General features: G+C 73.7%; 15 protein-coding genes. 5 read left to right on the top strand and 10 right to left on the bottom strand.

The features are described 5' to 3' along the window. The first annotated feature begins 69 nt into the window (after nucleotides 1–69). Entirely contained in the window at nucleotides 70–555 is a 486-nt protein-coding gene (locus tag ACWEFJ_RS26095) for a hypothetical protein (protein WP_378091197.1), read from the top strand. On the opposite strand, the gene ACWEFJ_RS26090 is transcribed toward ACWEFJ_RS26095, so the two are convergent. From ACWEFJ_RS26090 to ACWEFJ_RS26060, 7 genes are all read right to left on the bottom strand, one after another. Then, the gene (locus tag ACWEFJ_RS26090) at nucleotides 539–1423 is read right to left on the bottom strand and encodes a diacylglycerol/lipid kinase family protein (protein ID WP_378091195.1); all 885 of its coding nucleotides are present in this window, start codon (nucleotides 1421–1423) and stop codon (nucleotides 539–541) included. The two genes, ACWEFJ_RS26095 and ACWEFJ_RS26090, sit on opposite strands and share 17 nt — an antisense overlap. 44 nt (nucleotides 1424–1467) lie before the next feature. After that, entirely contained in the window at nucleotides 1468–2385 is a 918-nt protein-coding gene (gene tatC, locus ACWEFJ_RS26085) for a twin-arginine translocase subunit TatC (protein ID WP_378091235.1), read from the bottom strand. 119 nt (nucleotides 2386–2504) lie between these two features. Further along, nucleotides 2505–2831: a Sec-independent protein translocase subunit TatA gene (tatA, locus tag ACWEFJ_RS26080; RefSeq protein WP_378091193.1), complete on the bottom strand. Its 327-nt coding sequence runs from the start codon at nucleotides 2829–2831 to the stop codon at nucleotides 2505–2507. A 34-nt stretch (nucleotides 2832–2865) separates the two neighbouring features. Further along, a complete protein-coding gene (locus ACWEFJ_RS26075) occupies nucleotides 2866–3132 on the bottom strand; it encodes a bacteriophage holin (RefSeq protein ID WP_378091191.1) in 267 nt (88 codons plus the stop codon). 19 nt (nucleotides 3133–3151) lie between these two features. After that, on the bottom strand, nucleotides 3152–4123 hold the full coding sequence (locus tag ACWEFJ_RS26070) for a helix-turn-helix transcriptional regulator (RefSeq protein ID WP_378091189.1): 972 nt from the start codon (nucleotides 4121–4123) through the stop codon (nucleotides 3152–3154). Continuing rightward, complete coding sequence (locus ACWEFJ_RS26065; RefSeq protein WP_449715343.1) at nucleotides 4120–5106, bottom strand: helix-turn-helix transcriptional regulator; 987 nt, start codon at nucleotides 5104–5106, stop codon at nucleotides 4120–4122. Before ACWEFJ_RS26065 ends, ACWEFJ_RS26070 begins: the two co-directional genes overlap by 4 nt. Nucleotides 5107–5354: 248 nt before the next feature. Continuing rightward, complete coding sequence (locus tag ACWEFJ_RS26060; RefSeq protein ID WP_449715342.1) at nucleotides 5355–5861, bottom strand: GlcG/HbpS family heme-binding protein; 507 nt, start codon at nucleotides 5859–5861, stop codon at nucleotides 5355–5357. A gap of 138 nt (nucleotides 5862–5999) precedes the next feature. Between ACWEFJ_RS26060 and ACWEFJ_RS26055 the strand changes: the two genes are divergently transcribed. Both ACWEFJ_RS26055 and ACWEFJ_RS26050 read left to right on the top strand, forming a co-directional pair. Continuing rightward, nucleotides 6000–6965, top strand: a complete 966-nt coding sequence (locus ACWEFJ_RS26055; RefSeq protein ID WP_449715341.1) for a sensor histidine kinase — start codon at nucleotides 6000–6002, stop codon at nucleotides 6963–6965. After that, nucleotides 6962–7591: a response regulator gene (locus ACWEFJ_RS26050; protein WP_449715340.1), complete on the top strand. Its 630-nt coding sequence runs from the start codon at nucleotides 6962–6964 to the stop codon at nucleotides 7589–7591. The genes ACWEFJ_RS26055 and ACWEFJ_RS26050 overlap by 4 nt, the downstream gene beginning before the upstream one ends. On the opposite strand, the gene ACWEFJ_RS26045 is transcribed toward ACWEFJ_RS26050, so the two are convergent. The 3 genes from ACWEFJ_RS26045 to pafA form a co-directional block, all read right to left on the bottom strand. Beyond that, nucleotides 7578–8453 carry an SRPBCC family protein gene (locus ACWEFJ_RS26045; protein WP_378091179.1) on the bottom strand — a complete coding sequence of 292 codons (876 nt, stop codon included), beginning with the start codon at nucleotides 8451–8453 and terminating at the stop codon, nucleotides 7578–7580. The two genes, ACWEFJ_RS26050 and ACWEFJ_RS26045, sit on opposite strands and share 14 nt — an antisense overlap. Further along, on the bottom strand, nucleotides 8446–9006 hold the full coding sequence (locus ACWEFJ_RS26040) for an ArsR/SmtB family transcription factor (protein WP_449715339.1): 561 nt from the start codon (nucleotides 9004–9006) through the stop codon (nucleotides 8446–8448). Before ACWEFJ_RS26040 ends, ACWEFJ_RS26045 begins: the two co-directional genes overlap by 8 nt. A gap of 90 nt (nucleotides 9007–9096) precedes the next feature. After that, the gene (gene pafA / locus ACWEFJ_RS26035; RefSeq protein ID WP_378091174.1) at nucleotides 9097–10455 is read right to left on the bottom strand and encodes a Pup--protein ligase; all 1359 of its coding nucleotides are present in this window, start codon (nucleotides 10453–10455) and stop codon (nucleotides 9097–9099) included. A 107-nt stretch (nucleotides 10456–10562) separates the two neighbouring features. Between pafA and ACWEFJ_RS26030 the strand changes: the two genes are divergently transcribed. Both ACWEFJ_RS26030 and ACWEFJ_RS26025 read left to right on the top strand, forming a co-directional pair. After that, nucleotides 10563–11969 (top strand): bifunctional phosphatase PAP2/diacylglycerol kinase family protein, encoded by a 1407-nt coding sequence (locus ACWEFJ_RS26030; RefSeq protein ID WP_378091233.1) that lies wholly within the window; start codon nucleotides 10563–10565, stop codon nucleotides 11967–11969. Nucleotides 11970–12006: 37 nt separating this feature from the next. After that, nucleotides 12007–12977, top strand: a 971-nt coding sequence (locus ACWEFJ_RS26025; RefSeq protein ID WP_449715338.1) for a GNAT family N-acetyltransferase, incomplete at its 3' end; no start/stop codon positions are given.

Here is a 12977-nt window from a genome sequence, read left to right as displayed (position 1 = left end):
GAGCTTCTTTTAATCAACACTGAAGCTATAAAGACCACCGGTACTCGGGGTGCGGCACACTCGTCCGACGTGGAGGCGATTCCGTTGGCGGAGGGCGACCTCCGGTGGGTGTTCCCGGACCTGGTCGACGTGGACCCCGTGCTGGACCGGCTGCGGCGGGCGGGCGCGCGGGTCGAGCGGCTGGCGGTCCGGCTGGGCAGACCGGGCACCGGCCTGGTGTTCGACCACCTGCCCGGCGCGCCCTACGCCGGGCTGTCGGCGCTGGCCGAGATCGACGAGGTGGCGTTCCGGGTGCACGTGTCGCTGCCGCGCGACCCGCACCGCGACGTGGTCTCCCCGCCGCCGCCGTGGCAGGTGGAGGGCGAGATCTCGGTCCGCTGCGACGCGATCCGGGACTGCGGCAGGCACGAGATCGAGACGGTCGAGTCGGCGCACGACACGCCGTTGGCCGCGGCCGACGGGGTGTTGGCGGTGGCCGGGTGGCTGTGGGACCGCGGCACGTCCGAGCCGCACGCGTCGTGGCGCAGGCGGGACGTGCTCAGCCACCACCGGTGACGGCGGTGAGGGCGTTCGGCACGCACGTCGTGGTCAGCGGCACGGCCGACAGCCGTTCGCCGTCGGCGTAGGCGGTCCAGGGCGGCCCGGACAGGCGCGCGGACCGGGCGCGCAGGGTGCGCACGGCCGGGTGGTCGACGTGCCGCCCGGTGCGCAGCGTGGGCAGCATCCGCAGCAGGGTGCGCCGCGGCGCGGCGCGCACCACGGTGAGGTCGAACAGGCCGTCGGTCGCGTCGGCGTCGGGGCACACCGGGATGCCGCCGCCGTAGCTGGTGGTGTTGCCGACCGCGATCAGCAGCGCGTCCAGTTCCAGCACGTCGTCGTCGGTCTCGACGGTGAGCCGGCGGGGGCGCAGCGCGGCCAGCTCGGCCAGGATCGCCAGGTCGTAGCGGCGCGGTCCGGCGGGCCAGCGCATCGCGTTCGCGCGCTCGTTGACGGCGGAGTCGAAGCCCGCGCAGAGCACGGTGGCGAACCAGGGGCCGCCCTCCACGCGCCCGAGGTCGAGGGTGCGACGGGCGCCGCCGGCGAGGGCGAGGGCCACGTCGTCCACCGAGTGGGTGCCCAGGGCGCCGGCCAGGTCGTTGCCGGTGCCGGCGGGCACGACGGCGAGCGCGGTCGGCGACTGGGCGCACGCCTGCACGGCGAGGTGCGCGCCGCCGTCGCCGCCGAGGACCACCAGCACGTCCACGCCGTCGTCCACGGCGCGGCGCGCGGCCTCGGCGGTGCCTTCGGCGGTCGCCCCCACGTGCAGGTCGAGCCGGTCGACCACGGCGCGCAGCCGTTCGGCGACGGTGCCCGCCATGCGCGCGGCCCTGCCCTTGCCCGAGGCGGGGCACACCAGCAGGGCCGCCCGCGTTGACGTCGACATGGTCGGGAAGCCTACAAAGGCTTCACCCGATCGAGCGGTTCCGTTCAGGTGACGTCGTCATAGCGCACCCGCCCCGGAGGCTCCGGCGTGGGCTGCGTGCCCGAACTCGGCACCGGATCGGGTGACGGATCCTCCACGACCGAGGGCGTGTAGTCGAACGGCGCGGCCACGTCGTCCGGCAGCTCGTCCAGGCCCTCCGCCTTCCGCCGGCGCTCGACCCGGCGGTCGTGCACCCGGGCGATCTGGATGGCCACCTCGAACAGCAGCACGAGCGCGACCGCGAGGGCCACCATCGAGATCGGCTCGGTGCCCGGCGTCGCGAACGCGGCGAAGACGAACAGGCCGAACACGATGCCGCGCCGCCACTTGTTCAGCTTCTCGTAGCTCAGCACGCCGACCTGGTTGAGCATCACCACGATCAGCGGCAGCTCGAAGCTCACGCCGAAGATCAGCAGCAGCGCCATGACGAAGCTGACGTACTCGCCCGCCGTGAGCGCGGTGATGAACTGCTCGTCACCGAAGCTCACCAGCACCGCCAGGCCCTGCGGCACGACGTAGAACGCCAGCGTGGCGCCCGCCACGAACAGCACGGACGCGCACGCCACGAACACGATGGCGAACCGCCGCTCCCGGGCGTACAGGCCCGGCGAGATGAACCGCCACACCTGGAACAGCCACAGCGGCGCGGTCAGCGCCATGCCCGCGCCGGCGCCGACCTTCAGCCGGATCATGAAGACCTCGAACGGCTTGGTCTGGAGCAGCTGGCAGCCCTGCCCCGCCTGGGTCAGCCGCTGGGTCTCCGGGATCCCGCAGTACGGGTCGACCACGATCGCCCCGAGGTCCGGCAGGCCGAAGAACCGCACGTCCCACCAGATGAAGCCGAAGATCGCGCCGAGCACGATGAACAGCAGCGCCAGACCCAGGCGGTGCCGGAGGTCGTAGAGGTGGTCCTTCAACGACATGGTGCCGTCCGGGTTGCCCCGACGACTCGTGATCTTGCGGCGTTCCCGGCGCTGGGCCCACCACCGGGCCGGACTTGCCCCCACCGTGCGGACCGTCCTTACGCTCTCGTTGACGCGGCTTAGTTGGTGTTCTGCTTGTTCTGCGCGGGCTGCTCGACGGGCTGGGCCACCTGCGGCTGCACCGGCTGCGGCTGGGCCACCTGGGGCTGCGCGACCTGGGGCTGGACGACGGGCTGCTGGGCGACCGGCTGCTGGACCACCTGCGGCTGGGCCGGCGGCAGCTGCTGCGGCGCGGGCTGCGGCACGGCGGTCTGCTGGGCGGCCTGCTGCTGCGGCTCGTCGTCGCTGCGCAGACCCTTGGTCTCGGCCTTGAGGATCTTCGCGGAACGGCCGAGGGAGCGCGCCATGTCGGGCAGCTTCTTCGCGCCGAAGAGCAGAATGATCACCACGGCGATGATGATCAGCTCGGTAGGTCCGAGGTTAGGCACCGTTGTCCTCCTGTCTCCCCCGGTCCACCGATGGTACGCGGGGCTTGCCCTGGCGGGCGTGATCCGGACGCCGTTGCGCGACGGCCACCCCGAGCGCGGCGAACCGCGCCCGCAGCAGACCGACGCCGTCGCCGACCCTGTCACCCACCAGACTGCTGGCGGCGCGGAAGCGGCGCAAGGACCCGATGACCCGGAACGCGGTCAGGACCAGCACGACCACCCCGAGGACGATCAACACCAGGATCGGCAAGTACGGCACGGGACCCACCGTACTTGCCCTAGGTTGCCGGGAGGTGATCCGCCCGGCGCAACGCCGCCTCCGCCTGCCGGGCCACCTCCGCCACCAGGTCGGGCGGCTGCTCCACGTGCACCTCGCCGCCCAGGCCGAGCAGCAGCCGGACCATCCAGGCGGTGTCGGCGTACCGCATGAGCACCCTGGCCCGGCCCTCGGGCAGCTCGACCAGGCCGTCCGTCGGGTAGTACTCGGCCACCCAGCGGGCGTCGGGTTCGAGCACCAGCACGGCCGTGCGCTGCGACGGGTCGGGCTGGAACAGCCCCTCGGAGGTGTCGGTGGGCGTCGCGTGGGGCGGCGGGGCGGCCGGCTCGTCCAGCACGTCCACCGCGTCGATCCGGTCGAGCCGGAACAACCGCACGCCGTCCGCCGCGCGGCACCACGCCTCCAGGTAGCCGCGGCCGTCCACGAGCAGCATCCGCATCGGGTCCACGACGCGTTCGGTGACCTCGTCCCGGGACGGGGTGTAGTAGCGCAGGTGCAGGGCGCGACCGCGGCGGACGCCGTCCGACACCGCGTCGCGCACGCGGGCGGTCTCGGGGGCCTCGCGCAGGGCCAGGCCCACGGCCACGCCGGCGGGCTGCGCCTGCCCGACCGCGGCCTCGATCTTGGCCACCGCGCGCTGCACCGCGGCCTGGTCGGCGACGCCGGGCGTCTCGGCCAACGCGCGCAGCGCCACCAGCAGCGACGTCGCCTCCGCGGCGGTCAGCCGCAGCGGCCTGCTCATGCCCGCGTCGAACGTCACGGTCACCGTGTCGCCCTCGAACGACAGGTCGATCAGGTCGCCCGGCCCGTAGCCGGGCAGGCCGCACATCCACAGCAGTTCGAGGTCCTTGCGGATCTGCTTGGGCGTGACCTCGAAGTCGGCGGCGACCTCGTCGATCGGGATGCCGGGGCGGGCCAGCAGGTAGGGCACCAGGGCGAGCAGCCGGGGCAGCCGGTCGGTGGCGGCGTTCACGCGCGCACCCCCGCACCGCGCAGCGCGCCCAGCAGCTTCTCCCGCACCGTCTTGGCCAGCACCTCGGGCTCCAGCACCACCACGTCCGGGCCGAAGCCCGCGATCCAGGTCGCCGCCGAGTCGGGGAACCGCAGCTCGATCTCCAGCAGGTCGCCCGGCTCGCCGTCGAACGTCCGCTCCCCCAGCACGCGGGCCCGCCGGCGCACCCCTTGCGCCCGCCCCTTGGCCACCCACAGGCGCGCCGTGGCGGGCGCCTGGTCGCCGGCGGGCTGGTTGCGGACCACGAACGACAGCAGGTCGAACTGCTCGGGGGACCGCACCTCGCCCGGTTTGCCCAGGGCGCGCACGTCGCCGACGATCCGGGACAGCCGGAAGCAGCGGGGCGCGTCGCGGTCGCGGTCGTGCCCGACGAGGTACCACCGGCCGCGCCAGGCGACCACGCCCCACGGCTCGACGGTGCGGGTGCGGACCTCGACCGGGGCCGGGCGGCGGTAGTCGAACTCGACCACGCGCCCCTCCCGCACGGCCGCGAGCAGCGGCGGGAACGCCGGTTCGGTGGTGCGGACCTTCGGCTCGACCGGCACGTGCACGTCCTGGTCGACGTCCACGCCCGCGGCGCGGAGCTTGATGAGCGCGCCGTGGGCCGCGCCGGTGAACTGGGGCGAGTCCCACAGCCGGGCGGCCAGGGCCACGGCGGCGGCCTCGTCGGGCTCCAGGTCGATGTCGCCCAGCTCGTAGTCGCGGCGGGCGATGCGGTACCCGTCGATCGCGTCGAAGCCCGCGCTGCGGCCCGTCTCCAGCGGCACGCCGAGGTCGCGCAGCTCTGTCTTGTCGCGTTCGAACATGCGGAAGAACGCCTCGTCCGTCGGGGCGTCGGCATAGCCGGGGACGATGGCGCGGATGCGCTCGGCGGTCAGGTACTGCCGGGTCGACAGCAGGCACAGCACCAGGTTGACGAGCCGTTCGGCACGTGCGATGGCCACACCGGAACCCTAACCCCGGACGAACGCCGGATGACGCCGTCCCCGTCCGGAACGCGGGTGAATGGTCCATTCAGCCGATTGCCGAGGGGTGCCGCATTCCGGGTCAGGTGGCTCTGCGATGTCCTGAGCAGGGAAAACGATTGATCAGCCGATGTCCGGTCGCGCGGTGAAGTCCGAGTCAGGCCGGTGGGGGTGGGTCGGTCGGGGGCGGTCGGGGCCGGTCGCGGCTCCCGACCGCCGCCGACCGGTCAGCCGCCGATCGCGGTGAGGCCGGCCCGGGCGAAGCGCTCGTCCAGGTCCCCGCTGGGCGCGCCGCCGACCCCGATGCCCGCGACCGGCGTGCCGTCCGCCACCACGGGCACGCCACCGGCCAGGAACAACGTGCCGGGGATGTCCCGCAGCGTCGCGCCCGCGCCGGTCACCCGCCCGGCCAGCTCCGACGTCGGCGCGTTGAACGACACCGACGTGAACGCCTTGCGCCGCGCCGACTCCTCCGTCTGCGGCCCCGCGCCGTCGCCGTGCAGCAGCACGACCACGTCGCCGCCCCGGTCCACCACGGCGACGGTGACCCGCTGCCCCTCCTTCTCGGCCGCGTCCAGCGCCGCCCGGGCCGCCCGCACGGCGGCGTCGACGGTGATGGTCGTCGCCGTCCGCACCGCGACCCGGCTGCGCCCGTGCTGCTGGTCGGCCACCGCGTACCCGCCGGCGCCCGCCAGGGACACCGCCACCAGCACCGCGATCGTGGTCCTGCGCATCGCCACACCCTCCTCGTCCGGTTCCTTCCGGGTTCGAGCCTCGCCGCCCCGCGCCGCCGCGACCTGGTGGTTCCGGTTGAACCGGGTTCAACCCATCGGTTGACCCCGCGCGCCGCGGCCTGGCCTAGGGTCGGCCCCGTGTGGCTGCACCGGGCGATGCACGCGGGCTTCTACGTGCTGCTGACGGCGTCGGCGGCGCGGTACGTCGCGTACCACGGCGTCGCGCCCGCCGTGCTGGTCACGGCCGTCCTGCTGGGCGTGGCCTACCCGTTCGGCGTGCGGTGGACGGCCGCGCTGCCGGCCGTGCTGGCGCTGTGGCTGGTGGTGTCGTGGGCGGCCCCGAGCTTCGGCTGGTGCGCGATCCCGCTGTTCTTCCAGTGCCTGCGGCAGCTCCGGCCGCGGGTGGTGGTCCCGCTGGCCGCCGTGCTGACGGTCGCGGTGGTGTCGGCGCAGGTCCGGTTGGCCGACGTGGTGGAGCCGAGCCTGGTGCTCGGCCCGGTCGGGGTCGCGGTGATCACCGCGGCGGTGTTCTTCGACCGGCGCCGCCTGCTGCGCCGGGCGGGCGCGCTGGAGGAGCGGCAGCGGCTGGCGCGGGACATCCACGACACGCTGGCGCAGGGCCTGTCCAGCATCGTGCTGCTGCTGGAGCTGGGCGACACGGCCCGGGCCCGCGAGGTGGCCAGGGACAACCTCGCCGAGGCGCGCCGGTTCGTCCGCGACCTGTCGCCGTTGCAGGGCCGCACGCTGACCGGGGCGTTGCGCGCCCTGTGCGACCGGGTCGAGGTGGAGGGCGAGCCGTACCCGCTGCCGGTGCCGGTGGAGGTGGCGTTGCTGCGGGTCGCGCAGGGCGCGCTGGCCAACGTGCGGGAGCACGCCGACGCCACCACCGCCGTGGTCACGCTGACGTACCTGGGCGACGCGGTGACGCTGGACGTGCGCGACGACGGCCGCGGGTTCGACCCGGCGGCGGTCCGCCCCGAGCCGGGGCGCGGCTACGGGCTGGACGCGATCCGCGACCGGGTCGCCGAGCTGGGCGGCACGATGACGGTGGAGAGCGCGCCGGGCGAGGGCACGGCGCTGGCCGTGAGCGTGCCGACGCCGTGACCGGGCGGCTGCGGGTGCTGGTGGTGGACGACCACCCGGTGGTCCGGTTCGGCCTGGCCGGGCTGCTGGCCCGCGACTTCGAGGTGGTCGCCGAGGCGGCCACGGGCGAGGACGCGGTGCGGCTGGCCGCGACGCGGGACGTGGACGTGGTGCTGATGGACCTGCGGCTGGGCGCGGGGATCGACGGCGTGGAGGCCACCCGGCGCGTCCGCGCGCTGCCGGACCCGCCGCAGGTCGTGGTGCTGACCACGTACGACTCGGACGCGGACGTGGTGCGGGCGGTCGAGGCGGGCGCGACGGGCTACCTGCTCAAGGACTGCCCGCCCGAGGAGCTGGCGGCCGCGGTCCGCCAGGCGTCCGCGGGCCGGACCGTGCTGTCGCCCGACATCGCCCGCCGGCTGCTGCGGCCGGAGCAGGCGCCCGCCGTCACCCGCCGCGAGGTGCAGATCCTCGACCACCTCGGCCGCGGCCTGTCGAACCGGGAGATCGCCAGGGCGTTGTTCATCAGCGAGGCGACGGTGAAGACGCACCTGGTGCGGATCTTCGCGAAGCTGGGCGTGGACACCCGGACGGCGGCCGTGCGGACCGCCGTGGAGCTGAAGCTGATCCGCCTCAGCTCCCGGTGAGCACGCCGTCGGGCAGGCCGGGCACGTCCGGCCGCAGCCAGATCGGCCGCCAGTCGGGCAGCTCGTGGTAGCGGCGCAGCTCGGCCACGCCCGACAGCCAGCCCGCCCACGCCCCGTACGGCGGCCGGCCGGTGTCGAACCCGCTCTGCACGAACGTCAGCCGGGTGCCGCCGCCGGACTCGGCCAGCTCCCAGGTCGACACCATGCCGCCCCAGTCGATGCCCATGCGCCGGTCGGGTTCGAAGTCGACCACCTTCGCGGGCTGCGGGTTCGCGTCGAAGCCGCCCATGGCGACCCGGCCACCCTCCCACGCCTCGATGTCGATCTTCGCGCCGAACCAGCGGGAGTACTGCTCGGCGTCGACCAGGGACCGGGCGACCGCGGCGACCGGCGCGTCGATGAGCACCTCGCCGCGCATCTCGACCGTGGTGAAGTCGACCTTCGGGGTGAGCGGGCGGCCTTCGAGGTGGTCGACCAGGTTGGCCAGCGCCAGGCACCAGTAGGTGTAGAGGTAGCCGAGCACGCCGACCTCGGCGACGGCCGCCTCCCAGCCGGGGAAGTGGCTCTGCGACAGCGTGACCACGGTGCCGTCGTCGGTCGCGGACCAGCCGATCGCGACCGAGGTGTCCTCGCCGCCCACGTGCCAGTCGAACCGCAGCGAGTGCTCGTCCACGTGCCGCAGGACCTGGTGCGGCGCGTCGCCCTCCGGGGTGTGGCGGCCCCAGAACTCGAACCGGTCGGGCAGCTCCACGGCCGCGTGCTCGGCCAGCCACGCGCGCAGCTCGGCGGCGTCGGTCACGGCCCGGCGCACCCGGTCGACGGGCGCGGTGGTGCGGGCGCGAAGGACCACGGTCTCACTCATCGGTCTCCTCCTCCTTCGGGTAGCACGCCACGGCCAGGCGGAAGGCGTCGCCCTCCGCGCCGCCGTAGCGGCTGAACAGGTCCTGCAGGGTCGTCCTCAGCTCGTCGAAGAACCGCTGCCGCTGGTCGGGGCGGACCCGGATCTCGCCCGACACCCCCAGCGACGGCAGCTCGGGCCTGGTGCGGTCCAGGCCCGCGATGTCCGCCTGGACCCGTTCCACCAGGTCCAGCAGGTAACCCAGGCTCAGCTCGTCCTGCGCGCGGCGCAGCCCGAGCCGGCCGACCAGCGCGGGCGACAGCCAGTACGACCGCGCGCCGGCCTGGTACACGCCCTCGGTGATGCCGCGCACCCGCCGCTCGTCCACGCGGGTCACCAGACCGGCTTCGACCAGGCGTTTCACGTGGTAGTAGACCCGCTGCGGGGTCTGGTCGAGCGCGGCGGCCACCTCGGTGCACGACTTCGGCTCGGCCAACTGCCGCAGCACCTCGATGCGCTGCGGCTTGAGCAGCGCCTCGGCCTGCTCGATCTGCTCCAGGTACAGGACGTCTCTCATCGCAAAAATCATCCTGTACGTAAAAAACTGTTTTGTCAATCGGGCCGGGGAAACCCCGGGCCGCCCTCGGCCCGGGGTCCGCCGCTCGCCCTACAGCGAGGAGATGAGCCGCTCCACGCGCTCGTCCACGGCGCGGAACGGGTCCTTGCACAGCACGGTGCGCTGCGCCTGGTCGTTGAGCTTCAGGTGCACCCAGTCGACGGTGAAGTCGCGGCCCGCGGCCTGCGCGGCGGCGATGAAGTCGCCGCGCAGCTTGGCCCGCGTGGTCTGCGGCGGGGTGTCCTTGGCGGCCTCGATCTCGCCGTCGTCGGTGACCCGCTCGACCTGGTCCTTGCGCTGGAGCAGGTCGAAGATGCCCCGGCCGCGCCGGATGTCGTGGTAGGCGAGGTCGAGCTGGGCGATGCGCGGGTTGGACAGGTCCATGCCGTGCTTGGCCTGGTAGCGCTCCATCAGCCGGTACTTGATGGCCCAGTCGATCTCGCGGTCGATCTTGGACAGGTCCTCGGACTCGACCGCGTCCAACGTGCGGCCCCACAGCTCCAGCACCCGCTCCGCCATGGGGTCCGGCGCGCGCTTGGCCACGTGCTCCACCGCGCGCTCGTAGTACTCCCGCTGGATGTCCAGCGCCGACGCCTCCTTGCCGCCCGCCAGCCGCACGGTGCGCCTGCCGGTGAGGTCGTGGCTGATCTCGCGGATGGCGCGGATCGGGTTGTCCAGGCTGAAGTCGCGGAACTGCACGCCCTGCTCGATCATCTCCAGCACGAGGTTGGCGCTGCCCACCTTGAGCAGCGTGGTCACCTCGGACATGTTCGAGTCGCCGACGATGACGTGGAGCCTGCGGTAGCGCTCGGCGTCGGCGTGCGGCTCGTCGCGGGTGTTGATGATCGGCCGGGACCGGGTGGTGGCGCTGGACACGCCCTCCCAGATGTGCTCGGCCCGCTGCGACAGGCAGTAGACCGCTCCGCGCGGCGTCTGGAGCACCTTGCCCGCGCCGCAGATGAGCTGCCTGGTCACCAGGAACGGCAGCAGGACGTCGGCGATGCGGGAGAACTCCCCCGCCCGCGCGACCAGGTAGTTCTCGTGGCAACCGTAGGAGTTGCCCGCGGAGTCGGTGTTGTTCTTGAACAGGAAGATGTCTCCCCCGATGCCCTCGTCGGCGAGCCTGCGCTCGGCGTCGACGAGCAGGTCCTCGAGGATCCGCTCACCAGCCTTGTCATGCGTGACGAGCTGGGCGAGGTCGTCGCATTCCGCCGTGGCGTACTCGGGGTGCGAGCCCACGTCCAGGTAGAGCCGAGAGCCGTTGCGCAGGAAGACGTTCGACGAGCGTCCCCACGAGACGACCCGGCGGAACAGATAACGCGCGACCTCATCCGGGGACAGCCTGCGCTGCCCGTGGAAGGTGCAGGTCACCCCGAACTCAGTCTCAATGCCGAAGATCCGCCGCTGCATCCCTCAACAGTAGGCGCATTCGGAGCTTTCCTCAGTGATCCAATCGGGCGTCACGCCGTTTTCGCGGATAACGTTCTCATGTGCTCCGACGAGTGAACCGCCTGGACATGACCCTGATGAGCCGTTCCGCGGCGCTGCGCGCCTCACCGGTGGACGCCGGTTTGAAGCGATTGTCCCGGGCCGCCAACCACAGCGCGTTGTGGCTCGTGATCGCCGCCGTGCTGGCCGTGCGCAAGGGCGTGACCAGGCGCGCGGCGCTGCGCGGGGTGGCCGCGATCGGCGGCGCGAGCTTCACCGCGAGCCTCGTGGCCAAGCGCCTGTTCCCGCGCCGCCGGCCCGCCGCCGACCTGCTGCTCGTGCCCCGGCGGCTGACCCGTCGGCCCACGTCGTCGTCGTTCCCGTCCGGTCACGCGGCGTCGGCGGCGGCGTTCACCACGGCGGTGGCGATGGAGTCGCCCGCGCTGGCGGCGGCGGTCGCGCCGGTCGCGGCGGCGGTGGCGTACTCGCGGGTGCACACGGGCGTGCACTGGCCGTCCGACGTGGCCGCGGGCGCCGCGATCGGGGCGGGCGCGGCCCTGCTGACCAGGCGTTGGTGGCCGCTGGGGCGCACCGAGCCCGCGTCGGCGCGCGAGCACCACGCGGCGGACGCCCTGGTCGACGGCGAGGGGCTGGTGGTCGTGGTGAACCCCAGCGCCGGGCTGGGCGCGGACGACCCGACCGAGGATCTGCTGCGCACCTGGCCCAAGGCCACGATCGTGGGAATCGAGGATCTCGACACGGTGATCGCCGATCACGCTCCGCGTGCGCTGGGGGTGGCGGGCGGTGACGGGTCGGTGGCCGCGGTCGCGGCGCTGGCGGCGGCGAACCGGCTGCCGCTGGCCCTGGTGCCCGCCGGGACGCTGAACCACTTCGCCCGCGACGTGGGCGTGCGGGGCCTGGCGGACACCGCGCGGGCCGTCGCGGACGGCGACGCCGTGCTGGTCGACCTGGCCGCGGTGTCGGTGGACGGCTCCGGGCCGCGCTGGTTCGTCAACACCGCGAGCCTCGGCGGCTACCCGGACATGGTGCGGCTGCGCGAGCAGCTCCAGGACCGGTGGGGCAAGTGGCCCGCGGCGGCGATCGCGCTGGCCCGCGTGCTGCGCACGTCCCGGCCGCTGCGGGTGGAGCTGAACGGCGAGCCGCACCTGGTGTGGATGCTGTTCGTCGGCAACGGCCCGTACCGGCCGAAGGGCTTCGCGCCGACCATGCGGCCGGCCCTCGACGCGGGCCTGATGGACGTGCGGTACATCCGCGCCGACACCCGGTTCTCGCGGGCCCGGTTCTTCCTCGGCGCGCTGCTCGGGTCCCTGCACCGCAGCCGCACCTACCGGCACCTGGAGACGCGGTGGCTGGACGTGCGGCTGCGCGACGGCGAGGTGGCGATCGCGACGGACGGCGAGGTGGGGCCGACCGGCGCGGTCTTCGAGTTCCGGTCCCGGCCGGCCGCCCTGGCCGTCTACCGACCCCGAGGATAGGTTGACTCCGTCAACGGTTCTGTTGAGGGAGTCAACGATGACGGTCGCGGACGTCCGCGGGTTCACCCGCTTCTACACCCGCGTGATCGGCCTGCTGGACCGCGGCTACCTGGACTCGCCCTACTCGGTGACCGAGGCCCGGGTGCTGTTCGAGCTGGCCTCGGGGCCGTGCGAGGTCCCCGACCTGCGCGCCGCGCTGGGCCTGGACGCCGGCTACCTCAGCCGCATCCTGACCGCCTTCGACCGCGACGGCCTGGTCACCCGCACGCCGGCCGAGCGCGACCAGCGCCGCCACGTCGTCGCCCTCACCCCGCGCGGCGAGTCGGTGTTCGCCGAGTTGAACGCCCGTTCCGACGTCGAGATCGGCAAGCTGCTCGACGGCGTGCCGCCCTCGGACCGGGACGCGCTGGTGGCGTCCATGCGGAAGGTGGAACGGCTGCTCACGGGCGCGCCCCGGGCGTACCTGCTGCGGCCGTTGCGGCCCGGCGACCTGGGGTGGGTGGTGAACCGCCACGGCGTGCGGTACGCGGAGGAGTGCGGGTTCGACCGGACCTTCGAGGCGCTGGTGGCGCGGGTCGCGGGCGAGTTCGGGGAGCGCCACCTGCCCGACCGCGAGGCGGCGTGGATCGCCGAGGTCGACGGCGAGCCGGTCGGATCGGTCTTCTGCGTGCGGGTGGACGACCGCACCGCCAAGCTGCGCCTGCTGCTGGTCGAGCCCGCCGCGCGCGGCCTGGGCATCGGCGGGCGGCTGGTGGACGAGTGCCTCGCCTTCGCCCGCCGCGCCGGGTACGAGCGGGTGGTGCTGTGGACCGTGGCGGGGCTGGCGGCCTCGCGGCACCTCTACGAGAGGGCCGGGTTCACCCTGGAGACGAGCGCGCCCGAGCACCTGTTCGGGCGTGACGTCGAGGCGCAGACCTGGGCGCTGTCAACAACGCCGCGTTCCCGCTGTCCACCATGGGGAACAGCAGGAACGCGATCACCGCCATCGCGACCGCGCCCACCACCACG

The organism is Actinosynnema sp. NPDC004786, from assembly GCF_053601135.1.
The sequence above is the reverse complement of the archived record's forward strand: the minus strand, read 5'-3'. Positions and strand labels throughout refer to the sequence as shown.

Coding starts and splice junctions, on each gene's coding strand:
- ACWEFJ_RS26090 (WP_378091195.1), bottom strand. CDS start 1,423: ATGTCGACGTCAACGCGGGCGGCCCTGCTGGTGTGCCCCGCCTCGGGC.
- tatC (WP_378091235.1), bottom strand. CDS start 2,385: ATGTCGTTGAAGGACCACCTCTACGACCTCCGGCACCGCCTGGGTCTG.
- ACWEFJ_RS26060 (WP_449715342.1), bottom strand. CDS start 5,861: ATGCGCAGGACCACGATCGCGGTGCTGGTGGCGGTGTCCCTGGCGGGC.
- ACWEFJ_RS26045 (WP_378091179.1), bottom strand. CDS start 8,453: ATGAGTGAGACCGTGGTCCTTCGCGCCCGCACCACCGCGCCCGTCGAC.
- ACWEFJ_RS26040 (WP_449715339.1), bottom strand. CDS start 9,006: ATGAGAGACGTCCTGTACCTGGAGCAGATCGAGCAGGCCGAGGCGCTG.
- pafA (WP_378091174.1), bottom strand. CDS start 10,455: ATGCAGCGGCGGATCTTCGGCATTGAGACTGAGTTCGGGGTGACCTGC.
- ACWEFJ_RS26030 (WP_378091233.1), top strand. CDS start 10,563: ATGACCCTGATGAGCCGTTCCGCGGCGCTGCGCGCCTCACCGGTGGAC.